The following is a 21,639-nucleotide window of genomic DNA, read 5'->3' as shown; positions in this document are numbered from 1 at the left end:
GGGCGGTCGCATTCCTCCCGCGGCGGCGCAGATCTCCAGCAAGCTCGATATCAAGGCGAACCTGTCGTTCGATCTTTCCGGCTCGCTGACCCTCACCGGCGTTAACCGCGGGCGAAAGAAGGCGCTCAAGTCGCTCGTGAAGGCCTTCAAGGAGAACTACGTCCTCGATCCGAACCTGCCCATGACCATCGTCACCTCCGATTGCGAGAAGGACGGCGACTGGCTGGAGTCGGCGATTCGCAAGGAGCCGGGCTGCGCCGACCTCACCATTATCCGGGGTGCCGTGGGCCCAACCATCGGCGCGCACGTGGGTCCGGGTATGGTTGCCGTCATTTTCTGGGGGAAGAACCGCGCCGACAAGGCATCGCTCACGGACCGTATCGCCAAAAAGGTCCGCGGGTGAGGGCTTTCGTGGCACTCCGCCTTGCCCTTCAATCGTTGGTAGGCGCCCTGAGGCGTCCTCCCTTCTCTTTCAGGGCAATTCGAAGCACCACGAAACCCCTCACGGGATGATGTGTACAAAGTTCGTGGAACGATCCATTTTGGGACGGGTCCAAAATGGATCATCTGATAGGAGAGATTAACATGGCAGAAACCAAGCAGCGCGTCGCGTTTATAGGAACGGGCATCATGGGCGCGCCCATCGCGGGCCACATCATGGATGCCGGCTACCCGCTCACGGTCTACAACCGCACCGAAGCCAAGGCGCAGCCGCTCGTCGAGCGAGGCGCCGTGTGGGCAGCCTCGCCCGCAGAGGCGGTGCGCGATGCGGATGTCGTCTTCACGATGGTGGGATATCCCGAGGATGTCGAGGAGCTCTACCTGTCGAGCGACGGCCTGCTCGCGGCCTCCAAGCTCGGTGCCGTTCTCATCGACCTCACCACGAGCTCGCCCGCGCTTGCGCGCGATATCGCCGAGGCTGCAGCGGTGAGCGACCGCATGGCGTTCGACTGCCCTGTGACGGGTGGCGAGTCCGGTGCCATCGCCGGCACGCTCACGGCCATCGCGGGTGCGACCGAGCGCGACATCGAACCGGTCCGCGCGCTGCTGGAGACCTTCACCGCGCGCATCTTCTGCTTCGGCGGTGCGGGTAAGGGCCAGTCGGCCAAGCTTGCCAACCAGATCGCGCTTGCATCCTCCATGGTTGGCATGGCAGACGCGCTCTCGCTCGCGCAGCAGAGCGGCCTCGACTTGGAGCAGACCCGTAAGATGATTTTGACCGGCACGGGAGCATCGGGCGCTATGGACTCCCTTGCGCCCAAGGCGCTCGACGGCGATTGGAAGCCTGGCTTCATGGTGAAGCACTTCATCAAGGACATCCGTTTGGCGCTCGAGGAGGCCGAGGAGAAGGAGATCGCCCTTCCCGGTGCCGATACCGCGTACGCCCTCTACGACATGCTTGACGCTATCGGTGGCGCCGAGCTGGGCACGCAGGCAATCACCCTTCTCTATCAGGAGGAGGGCGATGCGGTTGCCGCCGGCCTCGATTGGTCGCTCTACACGAATGCCCATGAGCATGGCGACGAGTGCGGCTGCGGCCACGACCATGAGCATGGCGACGAGTGCGGCTGCGGCCACGACCACGGCGAAGGCGAGCACGAGTGCTGCCATGGGCACCATCATGATGGCGATCACGAGTGCTGCCATGGCGAAGGTCACGGGCATCACGATCACGGCGAGGGCCATGAGTGCTGCCATGGGCACCATGGGAAGTAGGCGCGCATGACCGATCCCGCCTTCATCATCGCGTTCGTCCTCGTCTTTCTTTTCAGCATCTACCTGGGGTTTACCGTGGGCACGTATGCGGGGGAGAGAGCCGCGACCTCGCGCGAGTATTGGGTGTACAACCTTATCGCGTTCGTTGCCTGCATCGTTGCGACGGCTGTTCTCACCCTCATTCCGCTGCTGTGTTCGGCACCGCTGGGGTTCCTTGCAGGGTGCCTCACCGGCCTTAAGATGGGATTCGGCGAGTCGAGCGGTCCATGGAAGAAGTTCGATCGGTTCTTTAACGTCAACAAGGGCCATCGCGCCCGCGCCGCTCGGGGGAGCGGCGAGGCAACACGGCGCGCCCGCCACAAGGGAAAGGCGGCGCCGGATATGATTTCGGTCGCGCAGGAATCCGATGCCGGTCAAGGAGCCTCGCAGGGCTCGGGGCATGCTGCGCGCAAGGGCACACGTAAGAAGAGGTAGGTTCGAATGGCAGATATCACCGCGCAGCAACTCGATCCGCAGGAGCTCGCCACGCTGGCGCGCATCGAGAAGGACAACGCGGCGCTTGCAGCGCTTATCGACGATCTGGGGAGCTCGAGCCGGCGCACGCGCCAGTTCTCCGCGCGCGTTGCCGCGCTGCTCGCCCAGCATGAGCCCGAGCTGCTCGCCCCGTACATCTCCGAGATGATCGACGCGCTCTATCGCCCCGAGGCGCAGACGCGCTGGGAGATCCTCGACGCGCTCACCGAGCTCGTGCCCGAGCACGCGAAGGAGATCGGCGCAGCGTACGAGGGAGCCGAGACCGCCCTTTTCGACGAGCTTTCTGCGACGCTCAGGCTCTCGGCGTTCAAGATGCTCTGCGCGTGGGGTGCCACCGAGCGCGGCCGCTCCAAGAAGGTGTGGCCCATCGTCGACGAGGCCATCCAGTGCTATCACGGCGACCTTGAGTACCGTGACATGCTCGGCTACCTGTATGTTTTCGCCGAGGGCAAGATCGCGGGCGATGTTGCGGAGGAACTCGCCGCGCGTCTGCATTTCGATGCCGAGAACGGCAAGGGCGCCTATCTCAAGGCGCGTTCGCGTGAGATTTACGACATGCTTGTCAAGCGCTTCAAGCTCGATGCGCCCAAGAAGAAGGCGCGCGTCCAGAAGGACGATGTCGAGGACGAGGAGGAGTAGCCCATGACGCACGACGTGGTGCTCATACCCGGCGATGGTATCGGCCCCGAGATCACCGAGGCGATGCGCCGCGTGGTCGAGGCGACCGGCGTCTCCATCACCTGGCACGTTGAGCAGGCTGGCGCGGGCGTTATGGACGAGTACGGGACGCCCCTGCCCCAGCGCGTGCTGGACGCGGTGTCCAAGGTGGGCGTAGCCATCAAGGGGCCCATCACCACACCGATTGGCACGGGTTTCCGCAGCGTCAACGTGGCTCTGCGCCATGCGTTCAACCTCTACGCCTGCGTGCGCCCGTGCCTTTCGCTTCCTGGAGACGGCTCGCGCTACCACGATGTCGACCTCGTGATCTTCCGCGAGAATACCGAGGACCTCTATGCCGGTATCGAATTCGATCCCGGCGCCCCTGAGGTTGCTGCGCTCGCCGGCCTCGTAGACCAGGCGGGCCTGCGCCCCTTCAGGGCAGACTCAGCCATCTCGATCAAGCCGATTTCCGAGGCGGGCTCGCGCGCCATCGCCGAGGCGGCGTTTGAGTATGCCGAGCGCTGCGGCAGGCGCAAGGTCACGGCGGTCCATAAGGCGAACATCATGAAGGCGACCGACGGCCTGTTCCTGCGCACGGTGCGCGAGGTCGCGTCGGAGCACCCCTCCATCGCCTTCGAAGACAAGATCGTCGACGCGGCGTGCATGGGCCTCGTGCAGGATCCGTCGAATTTCGACGTGCTCGTGCTGCCGAACCTCTACGGCGACATCGTGTCCGACCTGTGCGCGGGGCTCGTTGGCGGGCTTGGCATGGCTCCCGGTGCGAACATCGGGACCTCTTGCGCGATATTCGAGGCCACGCATGGCTCGGCGCCGGATATCGCAGGGCAAGACATCGCCAATCCCACCGCTGAGATTCTCTCGGCGGCCATGATGCTCGAGCATTTGGGCGAAGCGGAGGCTGCCGAGCAGATTCGCGCTGCCGTGCGCGCGACGCTTGCCGAGGGTGCTGTGGTGACGGCAGATGTGCGCCGAGCGCTCACGGGAAGCACCGAGGGGGCGGCGGGCACGAAGGCATACGCCGACGCCGTTATTGCGCACCTTTAGAAATGGGCGATTGAACCCGGCTCGAGTGACCGCGCGGGCCGGGTTTATCAATTATCGGGTTAAGTAAAGCCCAAGACGCGTAGAGCGGGCGGACGGCGGTATCCTAAACAGGATGCTGCGCGCGGCTGCTCGTAGCGCTGCTGTGCGCCATATCGTTTCGCGCATGCGTAAAAGCTGCTGGCTCCACGGAGCTGTTCGCTGGTTATCAGAGAGGTTGGACTCATGGGTTTGATTCTTAAGAAGGATGAATCGGAGCACGAGGTCATTGAGGGCATCGAGGTTATCGAGCGCTCGGATGTGCCGGATGATCTGCCTGAGAACCCGGTAGAGCTTGTTTCTGGTGCATCTGCAGAAGATATCGCATCTGGTGACGATGAGGCGCAGGATGCCCTGGCCGAAGGCATCGATGCCGATGGCCTTGACGACGAAGACGGCCGCGAGCCCGCCTCGGGCGACGGTGGCGATGGCGGCGACGATGGCGACGATGCCGACGGCGAGCCCGGAGACGACGAGCCGCTCGATGCAGACGATGACGAGCCTGCTCATACGGGCGTGCTCGCCAACGTGCCGCGTGGCGTGAAGATCGGCGGCGTGGCGGCCCTTATCATCGTTGCCGTGGTAGCTGTGGTGATCGGCTACGTGATCGGAAGCGGCGGGTTCGGCGGCACGGGTACCGGCACGGCGACGGTGGGTGAGGACCAGCTCGACACGGTGATCGCGTCCTATACCTACAACGGGGCGTCGCACGATATCACTGTGCGCAGCGCCATCGAGAGCGAGTACAGTCTCGAGTCCGCGCAGAACAGCGACGGCACGTACAGCGTTCCCTCGGCCGAGACCATCATCTCTACGGTTCGCAACAATATCCTCGTGAGCGAGGCGGAATCGCGCGGCATCGAGGTCTCGGATGACGAGATGGACCAGTTTGCCGAGTCCATGCTGGGAAGCTCCGACTACGCGACGCTCGCCACCCAGTACGGTGTCACCGAGGACCAGGCAAAAGAGATCGTCCACGAGCGCGCGCTCATCCAGAAGCTCTACAGCCAGGTTGTTCCGGAGGCATCGACCGCTACGGCTCCGACCGAGCCCACCGCCCCCGAGAATGGCGACACCTCGACGTCATCGGCCGAATATGCCCAGTACATCATCGACCTTGCGGGCGATGAGTGGGATTCCGAGAACAACACATGGGCGTCTACGGACGGCTCCTACTATGTGGCGCTCGGCGATGCCTTTACCGGCGATACCGCTACCTATGAGCAGGCTGTTACCGCGTACTATGTGGCATACCAGGAGTACAGCAACCAGATGTCGGGATATACGACCACGTGGACAGACTTCGCTAACGGGCTCTTCGCCAACGCGAACATCCGCCTCTATGGCGTTTACGCGTAGTGAGCATTGTGACGTACGGGCTGTTGCGATAGGAAGATAGTTTGAGGGACCGGAGCCGTTGTCGCTCCGGTCCCTTTTGTTTGCCGAGTTTGCTTGCCGGGCGGGATTCGGGCGCGCCCTGCGTTTCCGGGCCTAATCCGGACATTGCCGGGGTTTTCGGGCGACAATTCGCCATTTTGAGGGGTCTGAGCGTCCAGATCACGCCCGAGAACGAATTACATGTCCAAAAGTCGCCCGGCAACGCGCGGGTCATCTGAGCACCATAAAAACAAAACAGCCCGGATAGGCTACCTACCCGGGCTGCAACATACAATGGAGCCAGCAATCGGACTCGAACCGATGACCCCCGCTTTACGAGAGCGGTGCTCTACCAACTGAGCTATGCTGGCGGCCACATGCACGGCGCAAAGCGCCTGCGAACGACAATAATACGTGGAAACCGCCCACAGCGCAAGGTCACTCGCATAGAAATCCAAAAGCTACGGACAAAGCAGTAGCGGGATTGTGCTGGTGTGGCAATCTTCGGGCGCTTTTATGCAGCTCTGAGAGAAAAACCGGAACAGAATGCGAAAAAGCGCCCGAAAGAAATCGAGTGAAGATCCGCCGTTGCGGAAGGTCAGCCGCACCTGCGCAGCCGACAGGCCAGCTTACAGCGCGTCGATGAGGCGCTGCTGCGCCGCACGGCCCTCGTCGTCCCACTTGTAGACGCCGGCATCTTCGAGCACATGGCCGAAGACCTCGCCCACGCCCGCGCGCACGACGTCCTCCACGGTGTCCGCGGTTAGCGGCCCGTGGGCCTCAGCAAGCTCGAGTGCCCATGCGGCGTGCGGGGCGGAAAGGGCGTCTGCCTCGAGCGCCTTGGCCAGCGCGGCGGGCTCCCCCGAAAGCTCAACGAGGTGCTGCTCCACAGCCCCGAGCTCGTCAACCAAGCGTGGAGGCAGGATCGCCAAGCCCATGACCTCGATGAGGCCGATGTTCTCCTTCTTGATGTGGTGCCACTCCGCATGCGGGTGGAACACGCCCAGTGGGTGCTCGTCGGTGGTGACATTGCAGCGAAGCGCAAGGTAGAGCACGTAGTTCCCGCCCTCGCGGCATGCGACGGGGGTGATGGTGTTGTGGCGCTCGCCGTTGCTCTCCGCGATTACACCCACAGCCTCATCGGACCAGTCGCGCCACACATCGAGCACGTGCGCCGCAGCATCGAGCAACTGCTCGCGGTCGCGCGCCGCGAGTTTGAGCACGCTGAGCGGCCAGCGCACAACCGAGCACTCAACGTGAGGGAACCCGTCCATAGAGAATGTGGAAGCAACCTGGGCTTTCATCATGGGGAAGACGTGCCGCCCGCCCTGGAAGTGGTCATGCGAGAGAATCGAGCCGCCCACGATGGGGAGGTCGGCGTTCGAGCCCACGAAGTAGTGGGGGAACAGGTCCACGAAGTCGAGCAAGCGCCCCATGTTCTCGCGGTCAACGTGCATGAGCCGGTGTTCGGCGCTCATGGCGATGCAGTGCTCGTTGAAGTACGCGTACGGGCTGTACTGCAGGCCCCAATGCTCGCCACCGAGCGTGATGGGCACGATGCGCAGGTTCTGGCGAGCGGGATGCGCGCCGTTGGCCTCGCCCGCGCCGCGGCCGCGGTAGCCTTCGTTTTCCATGCAGAGCTGGCAGGCGGGATAGACATCGCCCGTCGCAGGGGCGGCGCCGGCCGCCGCGATGGCCTTGGGGTCCTTCTCGGGCTTGGAGAGGTTGATGGTAATCTCCAGATCGCCCCACTGCGTGGGAGAGGTCCAGCCGATGTTTTTCGCAATGGCCGCCGTGCGCACATAGCGCGCGTCGCAGCACATGCGGTAGAACCAGTCGGTCGCCGCCTCGGCACCGTCTTCGTCATAAAGCTCAGCGAAGGTGGCGCTTACCTCGGAGGGGCGCGGCATGACGAGGTCCATCACGCGGGTGGCGATGCGATCGGCGCCCGATGGCGTATCTTCCTCGCGCCCGTTCGCAACGCCTGCGGCAGCGATGCGCTCGATGACCGCCTCAAGATCGAAGCCATCGGTTGCGGGCAGCTCGAACTCGAGGACGCCTTCGGGGTCGGCAAGGTCGCGCGTGGGGGCAAGCGCGTATTGGTCGGCGAGCATCTCGGCCGCATGCGGAGCGCCTGGGCCGGTGGCGCCCATGCACTCGAGCACGGCGTTATAGGCCCACGTCTCATCTTCGGGGGCCAAGAGCCCGTTCGCTACGGCATAGCGCACGAGCGCTTCGATGTCTTGAGCGAGCGAGGGGGCCTGTGCGATAGTCTGTTCGCCTGCGACGGCCTGAGCATTGTTTACAGCCATGCGTATGCAGCTCCTTTGGGCACGATACGGTAATGACGGGAAGCGCCCTCGCCGAACCAGCTATCCATGCCGGCAAGGAAGGCGTCGACGCGCTCGACGGGAACGAAAGCCTGGATGCTGCCGCCGAAGCCGCCGCCGTGGATGCGGCAGGCGCCGCGGCCCTCGAGCAGACGCTCGGCAAGGCCCAGCGCGACCATAGCGGACTGCTCGGGCGCGCCTCCTACGGACACGTTCTGCAGGAACATGGCGGAGCTGGCTCCGGACTCGCGCGTGAGCTCCAGGAATGCGTCGATATCACCAGCCTGGAGGGCGTTCCAGCGCTTGAGCACGAGGTCGTTCTCGCGCCAATAGTGCAGGGCGCGCAGCACCGGGCGGTCGCCCAGCTCGCGGCGCAGGCGTACGACCTCGCTGTCGAAGGCAGCAGGATCAACCTCGCACAGGCGCTCCTTGCCAAAGACGGCGGCAATCTGCTTCATCTCGGCGGGGACGGCGGCGTACTCGCCGGTCAGAGCGCTGTGGTCGCTGCCCACGTTTACCAGCACGAGCGCATAGCCCTTGTCTTCGAAGTCGAAGGCGAGCTTTTCGGTGGCAGGGGTCTCGGGGTCGGCGAAGCTCATGTGGGCGAGGCCGCCGAGTGCCTCCGCAAGCTGGTCGAGCAGGCCGCAGGGCTTGCCGAAGTAGTTGTTCTCGGTGCGCTGGGCCATCTTGGCGAGCGTCACGGCATCGATTGCCGTGCCCTCCCAGAGCGCTTCCATCGCGCGACCGAAGGCGAGTTCCACAGCTGCAGAGGACGAGAGGCCGCTGCCGGAGGGGATGGAGCTCTGCATGATGAGGTCGAAGCCCTGGGGCGTACGCCCGGTCGCGGCGAGCTCGGAGGCCATGCCACGGGCGAGCGAGGCGGTCGTTTCCTGCTCGGAGGCCTGTACGGCGAGGTCGGAGAGGTCAATCTCGAAGCCGCCGTAGCCTACGCTCTCGATACGGGCGGTGCCGGTGCCGTTAAGCGCGCAGACGGCTTCGATGCGCGCGTCGAGCGCGCCGCCGATGACGTCGCCGCCCTCATGGTCGGTATGGTTGCCAGCGATCTCGGACCGTGCGGGCACGGTCACGGAAAGCAGGGGGTTGCCGGTGTTGCCGAAGTGTTCGGCAAAGCGGTCTACGAGCGGCGTTGTTGGTGAAGACATTGGTTCCTCCCTTTCCTGAGGCTGATGCTGACGATGGTGGCGAATACATATAACAGGGGACGGCTTGTCGATGCCATGGGGCGGACTGTGGGCGAAGCGAGCCCGTTGCCTTGCTCGTGAGGCTCGGTGCCGCGTGCGTCGTGAGGTCGTGCGTCCGCGGTATCGCGTGCGCTACCGGGGCACCGTGTGTGCCCCGCTATGCAGTGAAGAAGCGATATTCGTTGTGCGCGCGATAGGGGTGCGCCTCATCGAAGATCGCTTGCGGGAAGGACGGATGCGAGGGCGTTGCAGGGAAGAACTGCGGTTCCAGCGCGAACCCCTCCTGCACGCGGTACGTGCTATCGCCTTTACCGTGATCTTCATCGAGGAAGTTGCCGGTATAGAGCTGCATGCCGGGAAGCGAGGTCCAAACCTCCATGCCGCGTCCGCTCACGAGGTCCAGGGCGCGCACCGCAAAGCGGGCAGTGCCTCCATCCGCGGCGTTCGCGGTATAGCCATCGATGCAGAAGCAGTGGTCATAGCCATGGGCGAGCGCGAGCTGCTCGTCGCTGCCGGCGATGTCCTTCCCAATGAGCTTGGGTGCACGGAAGTCGAAGGGTGTACCCTCAACGGGCCGGAGCTCGCCGGTGGGTATCGAGGCCGCGTCGATGGGCAGATAGCGTTCCGCGGCAATCTGCAGTTGCTGGCCGTGGACCGAGCCCGAGCCCGCTCCCGACATATTGAAATACGTGTGGTTCGTTAGGTTGAAAAACGTCGCCGTGTCGGTGGTGGCGGTGTAGTCGGCCAAGAGTCGCATCCCGTCGAGCGCGTAGCGCACCGTGAACGTGCGGTTTCCGGGAAGCCCGTAGGCACCGTCGTCGACAGCGCGGGTGAACGTTATCGCGCATGTGTCTTCGTTAACATCTGCGTCCCAGATGAGCGCGTGCAGCCCGCAGGCGTGGTCGGTGTGCAGGTTGTTGCTGCCCTCGTTGCGCGGCAGGTAGTAAACCGTGCCGTCGATAGGCACCTCTCCGCGGAAAACGCGGTTGGCGCTCGGGCCAACGGTCGCACCGAAGAAATAGGGTGTGTTGGGATAATATGCCGCCGCATCATCGTAGCCGAGCACGATATCGGCGAGTTCGCCTTGCGACCCCGGTGCATCGATGCCCACGATAGTCGCTCCCAGGTCGGTCACGCGCACGGTGATCTGGCCGTTGCTCAATAGGTACAACGTTGCGGAATCTCCGGTTGGAAGGGTTCCGAACGGTTGCGACTCGATCATGACAACAGCCTCCAACCCCCGCCCACCGCTTTTACGATGCAGCCACTCAAGCGATGCGACGGATGCAATATGAGTATGTGCGCATGAGTAGCATAACGCACCTGCACCGGCTTGCAGTCCGAAGAATGCCGGTCTTGCGGGGAGTGGGGGCGAAAGGGCGTGTGTTTCAAACGCGTCTCGAAAGCGTTGCGATTCTGGGGACCGCTGACCGGACGAAGACGACCGTTCACGGAAGCTTCATACTATGCGTCATGGAGAGGGGAGGGCGGAGCGCTGAGAATCACGTTTCCACTGGTATACCTACTGGTTAAGTGGTTGTAACCACCTCGAAATACGATGCACTTGTATCGGAAATGAGTACCACCTTTCTCATACCAATTTACCTGCGGAAATAAAGATTTACCGCTCATGGGCAAAAACCAACCGTTCGCAGGCGCTTCATAAGTTTTCAATTTTTGTGGTGAGAATGTGGTTATACTGGTCTACCTGAGGCACCAATCTGTCACGCCGACAGGGTGCCGTGAAGGCGAAGGGACCGTGAGGATCAAGCCCGGTCTGCGCCTTGGTCGATTCGCTTGCCGTTGGGAGGGTCATGCACACCTTTGAGATCAGCAATGAGTTCCTACTTGATGGGGAACCTTTCACGATCCTCTCTGGTTCGATCCACTACACGCGTGTCCATCCCACCGATTGGCACCATTCCCTCTATAACCTGAAGGCCATGGGTTTCAACACGGTTGAGACCTACGTGCCGTGGAACATGCACGAGCCCGAGCCCGGTGTATTCGATTTCGCCGGCATCAAGGATCTCGCCCGCTTCCTCGACGAGGCTGCCGAGCTTGGCCTTTGGGCCATCGTGCGTCCCAGCCCCTTCATCTGCGCCGAGTGGGAGTGGGGCGGCCTGCCCGCGTGGCTGCTGCCCGAGCGCTCCATGCGCGTCCGTGCGAACGACCCCGCCTTCCTGGCACACGTTGCGAGCTACTACGATCACCTCATGCCCATCTTGGTGGAGCGCCAGATCACGCATAGTGGCAACATCATCATGATGCAGATTGAGAACGAGTACGGTTCGTACTGCGAGGATAAAGACTACCTGCGCGCCATCCGCGACCTCATGGTCGAGCGCGGCGTGAATGTACCGCTCTGCACCTCCGACGGCCCGTGGCGCGGTTGCCTGCGCGCGGGCACCCTCATCGATGACGACGTGCTCGCGACCGGCAACTTCGGTTCGCGTTCCGCGGAGAACCTCGCTGCCCTCAAGGCCTTCCACGAGGAGCACGGTAAGAACTGGCCCCTCATGTGTATGGAATTCTGGGATGGCTGGTTCAATCGCTGGGGCGAGAACGTGATTCGCCGCGATGCTCAGGACCTCGCCGATTGCGTGCGCGAGTGCCTCCAGGTTGGTAACGGCATCAACCTCTACATGTTCCATGGCGGCACCAACTTCGCCTTCATGAACGCCTGCTCCGCGCGCCATACGCACGATATCCATCAGGTGACTTCGTACGATTATGATGCGCCGCTCAACGAGGAGGGCAATCCCACCGAGAAGTGGTATCTGCTTCGCGATGTGGTGCGCGAGCTCTTCCCGAGCGCTTGGACCGGCGAGCCCCTCATCAAGGAGGCCGTCGCCGTCGAGAGCATCGAGTGCAAGGAGCGCGTGAGTCTCTTCAACGTGCTCGACGCCCTCTCCGAGCCCGTTACCTCTCAGTATCCGCAGCCCATGGAGGACCTGGGCCAGAGCTATGGCTATACCCTCTACACGACGCAAATTGAGCGCGATACCGCGCCGGACGCCGAGGAGCGCATCCGCGTGATCGACGGCCGCGACCGCGCCAAGGTGTACGTCGAGGGCACCTGTGTTGCCACGCAGTACCAGGAGCATATCGGCGAGGACATCAAGTGCGTGCTTCCCGCCGAGCAGAACCGCCTGGACATCCTCATGGAGAACATGGGGCGCGTGGGTTACGGCCACAAGCTGCTGGCCGATACGCAGCACAAGGGCATCCGCACGGGCGTCTGCGTTGATCTTCACTTCATCACCGGTTGGGAGCAGCGCTGCCTGCCGCTCACCGACATTTCTGGCATCGATTATTCCGCTGGGTTCGAGGAGGGCCAGCCCGCCTTCCACCGCTTCGAGTTCAATCTCGATGAACCCGCCGATACTTTCATCGACACGACGGGCTTCGGTAAGGGCTGTGCGTTCGTGAACGGGGTGAACGTCGGGCGCTTCTGGGAAGTTGGCCCCATCATGACGCTCTATGTTCCCCACGGCTTCACGCGCGCCGGCGTGAACGAGCTCGTTTTGTTCGAAACCGAGGGCGTGTACGAGAGCACGATCTCCCTGCGCTCAGAGCCCCTCATCAGGCATCTTGAGAAAGAAGGAGTTGAGTAACATGATCGTAGGCGCTCGTATCGATTTCCGTCTGATTCACGGCCAGGTCGCGAACCTGTGGGCCAACGCCCGTCAGGTGAGCCGCTTCATGGTCGTCGACGATCAGGTGGCTGAGGACGCCACCCAGAAGCAGGTGCTGCGCATGGCGACTCCCGCCACCTGCAAGCTCTCCGTGCTTCCCGTGGAGAAGGCCGCTGCCAACATCAACGCTGGCAAGTATGACGCTCAGCGTCTGTTCATCGTGGCCAAGAAGCCCGAGACCTATCTACGTCTGCTCAAGGCCGGCGTGAAGCTCGACGAGATTATCGTGGGCAACATGACCACGATGGATAGCGTCAAGAAGTTCGGCCTCAACATCAACTGCGACCAGAGCGACCTCGACGCATTCGCCGAGATCCAGGCCATGGGCGTGCCCATGGTTATGCAGCTCACGCCGCAGAACACCCCGGAGAAGTTCACGGTCTAACTTCCCGGACGCCAATTTGGCGCTACGCCGCGAGGGGAGATGCGCGGCTGTCCATAGCGTAGGAACGTATTGTTTCGAGAAATGTTAGAAGGGGGAAAACCATGATTGCTTGGTGGCAGATTATCTTGCTCACCCTGTACGCCGGCTTCCAGATCATGGACGAGCTGCACTGGTACTCCAGCGCCGGCTCCGCCGTGTTCTCCGGCTTCATCACGGGCCTCATCATGGGCGACATGGCTACCGGTCTCTACATCGGCGGCTCCATGCAGCTCACCATCCTCGGCGTCGGCACCTTCGGTGGCGCGTCCCGTATCGATGCTAACTCCGGTACGCTGATCGCCACGGCCTTCGCCGTGAGCTCCGGCATGGACCCGGAGCAGGCGCTCGCCGTCCTCGGCGTGCCCGTGGCGGCCATCCTCGTCTACACCGACATTGCCGGCCGCTTCGCCAACACCTTCTTCGGCCACATGTGCGACTCCGATGTCGAGAAGATGAACTGGAACGCCTACAACGTGCACTACTGGCTCGGCGCCGTCTCCTGGATGCTCAGCCGTATGCTCCCGGTCTTCCTGGCCCTCGCCTTCGGCCAGCCGGTCGTCGAGGCCATCACCGCGGCCCTCAACGGCGACTTCGCCTGGCTCGGCGCCGGCCTGACCGTCGCTGGCGGCGCGCTGCCCGCGGTCGGCTTCGCCATCCTGCTCCGCTACCTGCCGGTTAAGAAGCACATCGCCTACCTCATCCTCGGCTTCGTCATCGCCGCCCTCCTGGGCACGCTCTTCACGAACGTCGCGGGCGTGGCTGGCGACGTGGCCACCCTCGGTGGCGCCGTCACCCTCCCCGAGGGCACCGCGCTCGCCGGCGGCGACTACAACAGCCTGTCGATGCTGACCATCGCGCTCATCGGCTTCGCGCTGGCCTACATCTACTACGTGCAGAACAAGGCGCAGGCTGCTGCCCCCGCTGCGGCTGCCGCTGTGGAGGGAGATGACGACGATGAGCTCTAATGAGAAGCTTCTCCCGAACGGGACCACGGGCTATAAGCTCACGAAGGAAGACTTCGCGCAGATCAACCGCCGCAACCTCATCGGTTTCCAGGCTGGCTGGAACTACGAGCGTATGCAGCACTCCGGTTACCTGTGGATCATTCTTCCGCAGCTCCGTAAGATCTACGGGGACAACACTGAGGGCCTGAAGACCGCTGCTCGCACCCACTGCGCACCGTTCTTCAACACCTCCAACTTCCTCAACACGATCATCACCGGTATCGACCTGGCGATCGAGGAAGAGGAAGGCCTGCAGAGCCTCGAGACCGTCGCTTCGCTGAAGACCGGCCTCATGGGCCCGCTCGCCTCCATCGGCGACTCCATTTTCGGTTCGCTGCTGCCCACCATCTTCGGTGCTCTGGCCGCTAACATGGCCATCGCCGGCAACCCGATCGGCATCTTCATCTGGATCGCCGTGAACGTCGTGGTCGACTGGTTCCGCTGCAAGCAGACCCACATCGCCTACGACCAGGGCATGAAGCTCGTCACCACGATGAGCGACCAGCTCAACGCCATCACCGACGCCGCTACCGTCATGGGCGTGTTCATGGTGGGCGCCCTCGTGTCCACCAACGTCGGCATCGTCATCTCCGCCCCGATCGACCTGGGCGGCGTGACCGTCGACCTGCAGCACATCTGCAACATGATCTGCCCGAAGCTCGTGCCCGCCGCCCTCGTGGGCGCCGTGTACTGGCTGCTCGGCAGGAAGGGCATGACCTCGACCAAGGCGATCTTCATCGTCCTGATCATCGCCATCGTCCTCGGCGGCCTCGGCTGGATCGCCAAGGGCTAAGCCTCTCTGCTTTGGTCGGTGCTCGTTCGCTTGCGGGCGGGCACCGTTCCCTTCGGGGATTGCGAACAAGACGGGTGCACACCTCACGGCTGGAGCCTTGCTTCGCCACGTTCTCCCAGGAGGTGCGCGCCCGTTTTTTCGTATCATATGACTGCGCTGGCGTGAGCCGGCGTATCGCGCACGGGCGCACGCCCGCAGCTGCGCGTGTCATACGAGCTCGGTCGAAAGGTTCTATTCGTGAGACCAGAAGTCATCATCTTCATCGCCATCGTGGTCGTCTACTTCTTGGCGAGCACCATTCTTCGCCATTATCTCGATGTGAAGATCCAAGCGCTTTATTCGGCTGGGCTCTATGATGATGCGTTCAAGACGCTCAATAACTTTTTTGCTCGTATCCTGCTGCCTACCTTCAGGCAGTACACGCTGCGCTTCATGGTTCACGAGGCTCGCGGCGAGCGCGAGATGGCAACGCGCATGATGGAGCTCATGCTGCGCATGCGCAATTCCAAGAAGCGCCAGGCGCAGGTAACCGTCATGGGGTTCAACTACTTCATCACCATCGACGACAAAAAGCGCGCCAAGGAGCTGCTGAGCGATGTCAAGCAGCGCTGCGACCAGGCCGTTGCGGCAGATTGCCAGCTCACCTACGATATCATGTGCGGCAAGCGCCATGACTATATTGAGCGCATGGAGGGCATGCTCGATAGCGCGGATCCCGCGCTGAAGAGCAAGCTCTACCTGCTCATCGCGAAGCAGTATCGCAATGCCGGCGATACCAAGAGCGCAAAGAAATACGAGCAGATGCTCGATGACCTCGCAAAGGAATTCGAGTTCTCCATGCCCCAACCGGGCAGTGGGGAAAAGGCCGGCACCGTGCCGGCGGACAAGAAGGACGCCTAGGAAGGCGCCACCGTGCTCGGCTCAAACGGCCGAGCGCCCTGTTGGAAATTCGATGTCCGCATGCAATCGAGCATCGAGTTTTCGAACAGCTGGTAGTAACCAGTTACCACTCGCAGGCGGTAACAGCAGATGGACCGGAGCCTCGCGAGCGCAAGCGAACGGTCCACCTTTGAAAGGAGTATTTGATGATCGGCTTCATCCTTACCGGCCACGGTGACTTCTCCCTCGGCGTGAAGAGCGCTGTCGACATGGTCGCCGGCGACCAGCCCGCGTTCAAGGCCGTGCCCTTCGAGGGCTCCCAGGCCGCAACCTACGGCGAGGACCTTCGTGCCGCCATCACCGAGATGCGCGAAGAGTGCGAGGGCGTCCTCGTGTTCTGCGACCTGCTCGGTGGCACCCCGTTCAACCAGTCGATGCTCATCTCCCAGGATGTCGACAACGTCGAGGTCGTCGCTGGCACCAACCTCCCCATGCTCATCGAGCTCGTCATGACCCGCAGCTTCGCGAACGCCACGCTCGAGGAGATGGCAGAGCAGGCGGTAACCGTTGGCCAGGCTGGCGTTTGCCACAAGAAGCTCGAGCCGGCGGGCGACGACGAAGACGACGAGATGTAGGATGCACCGCTCGCCCTTCGGGCGGTAGCGCCATGTAGGGCCGAGAGGATGCCGAGACGTTTACGCGGAAAGGAGGGGCTTTCGTGGCTGTGAACATGAGACGCCAGCCGCTGTATGATCAGCTGGTCGATATTCTCTCCGAGAAGATCGAGTACGAGTACCGGCCGGGTGACCTCATGCCTTCCGAGCGCGAGCTCTCGGAGCGCTACGGTCTGTCGCGTACGACTGTGCGCTTGGCCCTGCAGGAACTTGAGCAGTTGGGGCTCGTGGTGCGCCAGCACGGGCGCGGCACCTTTGTTGCCGATCGCTCTGCGCAAACCACGAACCTCATGCAGTCCTATAGCTTCACCGATCAGATGCGTGAGATGGGGCGTGAGCCGCACACCACGATCTTGGAGTTCAGCGAGATTGAGGCAGACGCGAACCTCGCCGACCATCTGGGCGTTCGAGAGGGCGACAAGCTCTTCAAGCTCAAGCGCCTGCGCTCTGCGGACGATATTCCCATGATGGTGGAGCGCAGCTATCTGCCCATGCGCAAGTTCCTTTCGCTCAAGCGCCCGCTGTTGGAGAGCAAGCCGCTGTACGAGATTATCGAGCACGACTTTCACGAGAAGATCCGCGTGGCCGAGGAAGAGTTCTTCGCGAGCATCGCGCGCACGGCCGATGCCCATCTGCTCGGCATCAACGAAGGGGCTCCCGTGCTCGACCTCGTGCGCACCACATTCAACATGAGCAACGAGATCGTGGAGTACACGCTTTCGGTTGCCCGTGCCGACCAGTTCAAGTACAAGGTCTACCACCACCGGGGAGAGTAGGCTGCGGGTTTAGAGCGGCGCGGGCGTATGGACCCGGATGATGACCATAGATAAGGGGAAACGCAGATGTTTACTAAAACCGTCGAGGAGCTGAAGGAGCTCGGTGCCGATATCACGACCGCCGAGATCATGCAGCAGCCCGATCTTTGGGAGGACACCTTCCAGATCTATGCCGATAACAAAGAGGCCATCGAGGCCTTCCTCGCATCGGCCAAGGCCATGGCCGAGGGTCGTGTCTCGGTGATCTTCACTGGTGCCGGCACGTCCGACTATGTGGGCGATACGGTCGCGCCCTATCTGCGTCACGCAGGCGATACCGACGCGTACGATTTCAAGCCGATCGCTACGACCGATATCGTCTCGGCGCCGCGCGACTTCCTTCGTCCCGAAGACCCGACGATTCTGGTGTCGTTCGCTCGCTCCGGCAACAGCCCCGAGAGCCTTGCCGCCGTCCAGGTTGCCAAGAGCTACGTCAAGAACATCAAGTTCCTGAACATCACTTGCGCGCCCGAAGGCAAGCTCGCCGTGGAGAGCGCCGACGATCCGGATGCGCTTACCCTGCTCATCCCGCGCGCGAACGATAAGGGCTTCGCGATGACCGGCAGCTACAGCTGCATGGAGCTGCTCTCTGCCCTCATCTTTGACACCTCCTCCGACGAGCAGAAGCTCGCTTGGGTGCGCGAGGCGGCGGAGATGGGCCGCGAGGTCGTGGCTCGCGAGGACGAGGTCGCCGCGTACCTGGCCGGCGACTTCAACCGTGTGACCTATCTGGGCTCCGGCTCCTACGTGGGCCTTGCCCAGGAAGCGCAGCTCAAGATTCTCGAGCTCGCCCATGGTCTCGTTGCGACCTCGTGGGATAGCTCCATGGGTTATCGCCATGGGCCCAAGAGCTTCGTGGACGACAAGACCCTTGTGTTCGTGTTCGTGAACAACGACGCCTACACCCGCCAGTACGATCTCGACATCTTGAACGAGATCGCAGGCGACGAGATCGCGCAGAAGACCGTCGCGATTCAGCAGGCTGGTGAGACCGGTTTCGCGGGTGAGTCCTTCACCTTCGAGGGCCATGGCGAGCTGCCGGAGGCCTACCTCGCGCTGCCGTTCGTGATGGTTGCCCAGACGGTGTCGCTCATCAACTCCGTGCGCGTGGGCAACACCCCCGACACGCCGAGCCCCACCGGTACGGTGAATCGCGTGGTGAAGGGCGTGACCATCCACCCTTTTAGCGCCTAACTAACCCGAACGGCCTTTCCAGCTGCTGCGACTTCGCCCTCATTCGTCGCTTGCGCGGAAAGGCCGTAAACCGGTCATTTTGGGACGTGTTCAAAATGACCCAAATGGGGCGTTTTGGGACAGGTTGACCTGACAAGCGAACCCGTCTCTGACGTCGAATGGGCCTGTTGTTGAGAGGAGTTCTCTTGAGTACGTTTGCCATCTCGGCAGCCAAGTTCGTACTGCCGGGCGCCACCATGCAGGGTGGCTACCTCACCATCGAGGATGGGAAGTTCGCGGGTTGGACGGCCGAGAAGCCGGCGTGCGAGGTCGTCGAATATCCCGGCGCCATCGTGGGCCCCGGCCTTGTCGATACGCATATCCACGGCTTCCATAACCACGCGACCACCGATTGCGATCCCGCCGCTATCGACGACGCGAGCGTTGCGCTCGCCAAGTCGGGCACGACGACGTGGCTGCCCACGACCTTCACCGAGTCCGTCGAGGACATCGGCCGAGCTTGCGCCGCCATCGCGCAGGCCGACGAGGCCCGCAGCGAGGACTACGTGGGCGCGCACATCGGCGGCATCTTCCTCGAGGGGCCGTTCTTCACCACGGCGCACGTGGGCGCGCAGAACCCCAAGTTCCTCATCGATCCCACGGTCGAGGTCTTCGATGGCTGGCAGGAGCAGGCCGGCGGTCGCATCGTTAAGAGCGCGCTTGCGGCTGAGAAGGATGGCGCGCTCGAGTACATCGCGGCGCTCGATGCACGCGGCGTGGTGACGGCCATCGGGCATTCGGACGCTACTTATGACGAGGCGCTCGCTGCGGTGAACGCCGGTGCCAGCTGCTTCGTTCACACCTACAACGGCCAGCGCGGCCTGCATCATCGCGACCCAGGTGTGACCGGTTGCGCCATGACGACGCCCGAGACCTATGCCGAGATCATCTGCGACGGCAAGCATGTGGTGCCCGCCGCCATCAAGGCGCTTGTCGATGCGAAGGGTTGGCAGCATACGGTGCTCATCACCGACTGCCTCATCTGCGGCGGCATGCCCGAGGGCGAGTATGTTTCGGGCGGCATGCCCGTCGTCATGAAGGGCGGCCTGTGCTACGTCAAGGCCGAAGACGGCTCGACGGGTACCATCGCGGGTTCGGTTCTCACGCTTGCCAAGGGCGTGAAGAACATGGTCGACTGGCAGATCGTTACAGCCGAGCAGGCCATCCGCATGGCGACGGAGGTTGCGGCGAGGAGCGCGAAGATCGACCACGTGTGCGGCTCTATCAAGCCGGGTCGCGCGGCGGACCTTACCATCTTCAACGCCGACATGACGCTTGCGGCCACCTACGTGAGCGGCACTCTCGCCGAATAGCGCATGCTGCCCCGCGCGGGGTGGATACACTTGAATCGCGGCCTCGCTCTGGGCAGATGGGCGTCATTTTGGGACGTGTCTCAAATGACCCAAATGAGACGTTTTGAACACGTCCCAAAATGACCGCCAAAATGACCGATGGGCGGGGCCGCTGTTTAGTGCCTATGTGAAGGGAGCAGGGGAATGCTCAAGACAGCTGAGCGTTTCAAGGCAGAGATTCTGCGTCGTTTGGACGAGGTGACGGAGGGGCAGGACGAGGCCATCCACGAGGCGGCCGTCATCATAGCCGACACCATCGAGCGCGGTGGCATCATTCGTGCATTCGGCTCCGGCCATAGCCACGCGAACGCACTCGAGATCTGCGGGCGAGCGGGCGGCTACATTCAAACGAAGATCGTGCGCGAGCCGGCACTCGGCATCTACGAGATGCTCGATGGCGTAGGCGACCAGTTCTGGCTCAAGCTCGATGTTCGCCCCGAGGACTGTCTGGTGCTCATCTCGAATTCGGGTAGGAACCCGTTGCCGGTGGAGCTTGCGCTCCATGCGCGCGAGGCCGGCATCAAGGTGATCGTCGTGACCGCGCGCGAGGTGTCTGCTGCGGGTACGTCGCGCAGCAAGACGGGAAAGCTCCTCTATGAGCTGGGCGACGTAGTGCTGGACAACAAGTCGTGCTTCGGCGATGCGGCGCTCGAGGTGGAGGGCATTCCCACCAAGGTGGGCGGCACCTCGCTCTATACGGGCTGCCTGCTGCTTGACTGCGCGGTCATGGAGTCGCTCGACATCCTGCTCGAGCGCGGCGTGCAGCCGCCGCTCTACATGAGTGCCAACGTTGACGGTGGCCCGGAGTTCAACCAGAAGCTCCTCGACCAGTTCAAGGACCGCCTGGCGGAGTACTAGCGACAGAACGTGACGCCGGTGCCAGGGGAAACTGCCACGCATGGCAGCGGCGTGACACCGGTGCCGGGGGCTGTCACGCGGGCATGTGCGTGCCCGCATAAGGACGCCCGGGTTGGAGTCGCATCCGACCCGGGCGTCTTGTTGTCCATAAACCTTGTTCGTTTGTGAGAAAATCGAACATGTTCTATCAGGCTGGCGAAAGGGCAAGGTGCCATGATCAAGGCTGAGCGGCAGGAACGCATAAGGCAGTTGGTGGAACAGCGCGGCGCTGTGTCTGTTAAGGAAATTGCCCAAGCCTTGGATGTGTCCGAGATGACCGTTCGGCGCGACCTTGAAGAGATGTCGAATCTCGGTGATCTGGTCCGCGTCCATGGAGGCGCGCGAAGCGGTGGCTCGCGACGCCAGTCGATGCTGCGTGGAGAGTCAAGCCATGTGGAGAAACGCGGCAGAAACGCAGCGGCAAAGCTTGCGATTGCGAGGCGTGCAGTATCGCTCATCGAGCCTGAGAGCACGGTATTTCTAGGGGCGGGGACCACGGTTGAACAAATGGTGCCGCTGCTGCCCAAAACGCATCTGCGGATTGTGACCAATTCACTCTCAGTGTTTAACATGTTGGAGGGTGAAACTCACTATGACCTGTTTCTTATCGGTGGCGCTTTCAGGGCTCGTACCGCTGCTTTTGTAGGGCCACTTGCCGAGGAGGCAATCTCAAAAGTTGGCCTCGATATCGCGTTTATCGGCGCAAATGGAGTATGCGACGGGGAGGTCTCGACTTCGAATGCGGAGGAGGGGCACTTCCAAAAGCTGGCATTCGATAAAGCTGACGTTCGATATCTTGTGGCGGATGCAAGCAAGCTTGGGCGTCGGGATTTTTTCTCGTTCTATCGGCTGAACGACCTCGATGGCTTGATATGCGACGACGCCATCTCCTCTACAGAGCGGGCCGCGGTTGAAGAATACACGGATATCGTGCTGTAGGATTCCTCATT

Annotated in this window: 20 protein-coding genes and 1 tRNA gene; 17 read left to right on the top strand and 4 right to left on the bottom strand. The window is 62.5% G+C overall.

The genetic code is table 11. The annotated features are described in order from the left end of the window. The 6 genes from AC1VS5_RS02555 to AC1VS5_RS02530 all read left to right on the top strand — a co-directional run. Positions 1-403, top strand: a 403-nt coding sequence (locus tag AC1VS5_RS02555; protein ID WP_481217589.1) for a DegV family protein, incomplete at its 5' end; no start/stop codon positions are given. A 182-nt stretch (positions 404-585) separates the two neighbouring features. Continuing rightward, positions 586-1,716: an NAD(P)-dependent oxidoreductase gene (locus AC1VS5_RS02550; RefSeq protein WP_481217588.1), complete on the top strand. Its 1,131-nt coding sequence runs from the start codon at positions 586-588 to the stop codon at positions 1,714-1,716. A 6-nt stretch (positions 1,717-1,722) separates the two neighbouring features. Beyond that, positions 1,723-2,190: a hypothetical protein gene (locus AC1VS5_RS02545; RefSeq protein ID WP_186297437.1), complete on the top strand. Its 468-nt coding sequence runs from the start codon at positions 1,723-1,725 to the stop codon at positions 2,188-2,190. A gap of 6 nt (positions 2,191-2,196) precedes the next feature. Further along, positions 2,197-2,889, top strand: coding sequence for a hypothetical protein (locus AC1VS5_RS02540; protein WP_481217587.1), 693 nt, complete (start codon positions 2,197-2,199; stop codon positions 2,887-2,889). A 3-nt stretch (positions 2,890-2,892) separates the two neighbouring features. Then, positions 2,893-3,975 carry an isocitrate/isopropylmalate dehydrogenase family protein gene (locus tag AC1VS5_RS02535; RefSeq protein ID WP_481217586.1) on the top strand — a complete coding sequence of 361 codons (1,083 nt, stop codon included), beginning with the start codon at positions 2,893-2,895 and terminating at the stop codon, positions 3,973-3,975. A 222-nt stretch (positions 3,976-4,197) separates the two neighbouring features. Then, positions 4,198-5,370 (top strand): hypothetical protein, encoded by a 1,173-nt coding sequence (locus AC1VS5_RS02530; protein ID WP_481217585.1) that lies wholly within the window; start codon positions 4,198-4,200, stop codon positions 5,368-5,370. Between the two features lie 313 nt (positions 5,371-5,683). On the opposite strand, the gene AC1VS5_RS02525 is transcribed toward AC1VS5_RS02530, so the two are convergent. From AC1VS5_RS02525 to AC1VS5_RS02510, 4 genes are all read right to left on the bottom strand, one after another. Beyond that, positions 5,684-5,759, bottom strand: a tRNA-Thr gene (locus tag AC1VS5_RS02525). A gap of 258 nt (positions 5,760-6,017) precedes the next feature. Beyond that, positions 6,018-7,700, bottom strand: a complete 1,683-nt coding sequence (locus AC1VS5_RS02520; protein ID WP_481217584.1) for a UDP-glucose--hexose-1-phosphate uridylyltransferase — start codon at positions 7,698-7,700, stop codon at positions 6,018-6,020. Then, positions 7,691-8,881 (bottom strand): galactokinase, encoded by a 1,191-nt coding sequence (locus AC1VS5_RS02515; RefSeq protein WP_481217583.1) that lies wholly within the window; start codon positions 8,879-8,881, stop codon positions 7,691-7,693. The genes AC1VS5_RS02520 and AC1VS5_RS02515 overlap by 10 nt, the downstream gene beginning before the upstream one ends. Before the next feature lie 196 nt (positions 8,882-9,077). Continuing rightward, positions 9,078-10,142, bottom strand: a complete 1,065-nt coding sequence (locus AC1VS5_RS02510) for an aldose epimerase family protein (RefSeq protein ID WP_481217582.1) — start codon at positions 10,140-10,142, stop codon at positions 9,078-9,080. A 592-nt stretch (positions 10,143-10,734) separates the two neighbouring features. Here AC1VS5_RS02510 and AC1VS5_RS02505 point away from each other — a divergent pair. The 11 genes from AC1VS5_RS02505 (at position 10,735) to AC1VS5_RS02455 (ending at position 21,628) form a co-directional block, all read left to right on the top strand. Further along, positions 10,735-12,537 (top strand): glycoside hydrolase family 35 protein, encoded by a 1,803-nt coding sequence (locus AC1VS5_RS02505; RefSeq protein ID WP_481217581.1) that lies wholly within the window; start codon positions 10,735-10,737, stop codon positions 12,535-12,537. 1 nt (position 12,538) lies between these two features. Further along, positions 12,539-13,003, top strand: coding sequence for a PTS sugar transporter subunit IIB (locus AC1VS5_RS02500; protein WP_481217580.1), 465 nt, complete (start codon positions 12,539-12,541; stop codon positions 13,001-13,003). Between the two features lie 101 nt (positions 13,004-13,104). Next, positions 13,105-14,007, top strand: coding sequence for a PTS mannose/fructose/sorbose/N-acetylgalactosamine transporter subunit IIC (locus tag AC1VS5_RS02495; RefSeq protein ID WP_276765655.1), 903 nt, complete (start codon positions 13,105-13,107; stop codon positions 14,005-14,007). Next, positions 13,988-14,839 carry a PTS system mannose/fructose/sorbose family transporter subunit IID gene (locus tag AC1VS5_RS02490; RefSeq protein ID WP_413464575.1) on the top strand — a complete coding sequence of 284 codons (852 nt, stop codon included), beginning with the start codon at positions 13,988-13,990 and terminating at the stop codon, positions 14,837-14,839. The genes AC1VS5_RS02495 and AC1VS5_RS02490 overlap by 20 nt, the downstream gene beginning before the upstream one ends. 237 nt (positions 14,840-15,076) lie before the next feature. Further along, entirely contained in the window at positions 15,077-15,739 is a 663-nt protein-coding gene (locus AC1VS5_RS02485; protein ID WP_329740233.1) for a hypothetical protein, read from the top strand. 185 nt (positions 15,740-15,924) lie between these two features. Next, complete coding sequence (locus AC1VS5_RS02480) at positions 15,925-16,353, top strand: PTS sugar transporter subunit IIA domain-containing protein (RefSeq protein ID WP_019128874.1); 429 nt, start codon at positions 15,925-15,927, stop codon at positions 16,351-16,353. Between the two features lie 95 nt (positions 16,354-16,448). Continuing rightward, entirely contained in the window at positions 16,449-17,168 is a 720-nt protein-coding gene (locus AC1VS5_RS02475; protein ID WP_417057243.1) for a GntR family transcriptional regulator, read from the top strand. A 66-nt stretch (positions 17,169-17,234) separates the two neighbouring features. Beyond that, positions 17,235-18,401: an AgaS family sugar isomerase gene (locus AC1VS5_RS02470; RefSeq protein ID WP_204627637.1), complete on the top strand. Its 1,167-nt coding sequence runs from the start codon at positions 17,235-17,237 to the stop codon at positions 18,399-18,401. A gap of 185 nt (positions 18,402-18,586) precedes the next feature. Then, positions 18,587-19,753, top strand: a complete 1,167-nt coding sequence (gene nagA / locus AC1VS5_RS02465; protein WP_418742177.1) for an N-acetylglucosamine-6-phosphate deacetylase — start codon at positions 18,587-18,589, stop codon at positions 19,751-19,753. A gap of 183 nt (positions 19,754-19,936) precedes the next feature. After that, positions 19,937-20,650, top strand: a complete 714-nt coding sequence (locus AC1VS5_RS02460; protein WP_481217579.1) for an SIS domain-containing protein — start codon at positions 19,937-19,939, stop codon at positions 20,648-20,650. A 213-nt stretch (positions 20,651-20,863) separates the two neighbouring features. Next, complete coding sequence (locus AC1VS5_RS02455) at positions 20,864-21,628, top strand: DeoR/GlpR family DNA-binding transcription regulator (RefSeq protein WP_481217578.1); 765 nt, start codon at positions 20,864-20,866, stop codon at positions 21,626-21,628. Positions 21,629-21,639: the final 11 nt, after the last annotated feature.

The sequence above is a fragment of the Enorma sp. genome, from assembly GCF_982429025.1.
Note: the sequence above shows the minus strand (reverse complement) of the source record. Positions and strands in the feature narration are given on the sequence as shown.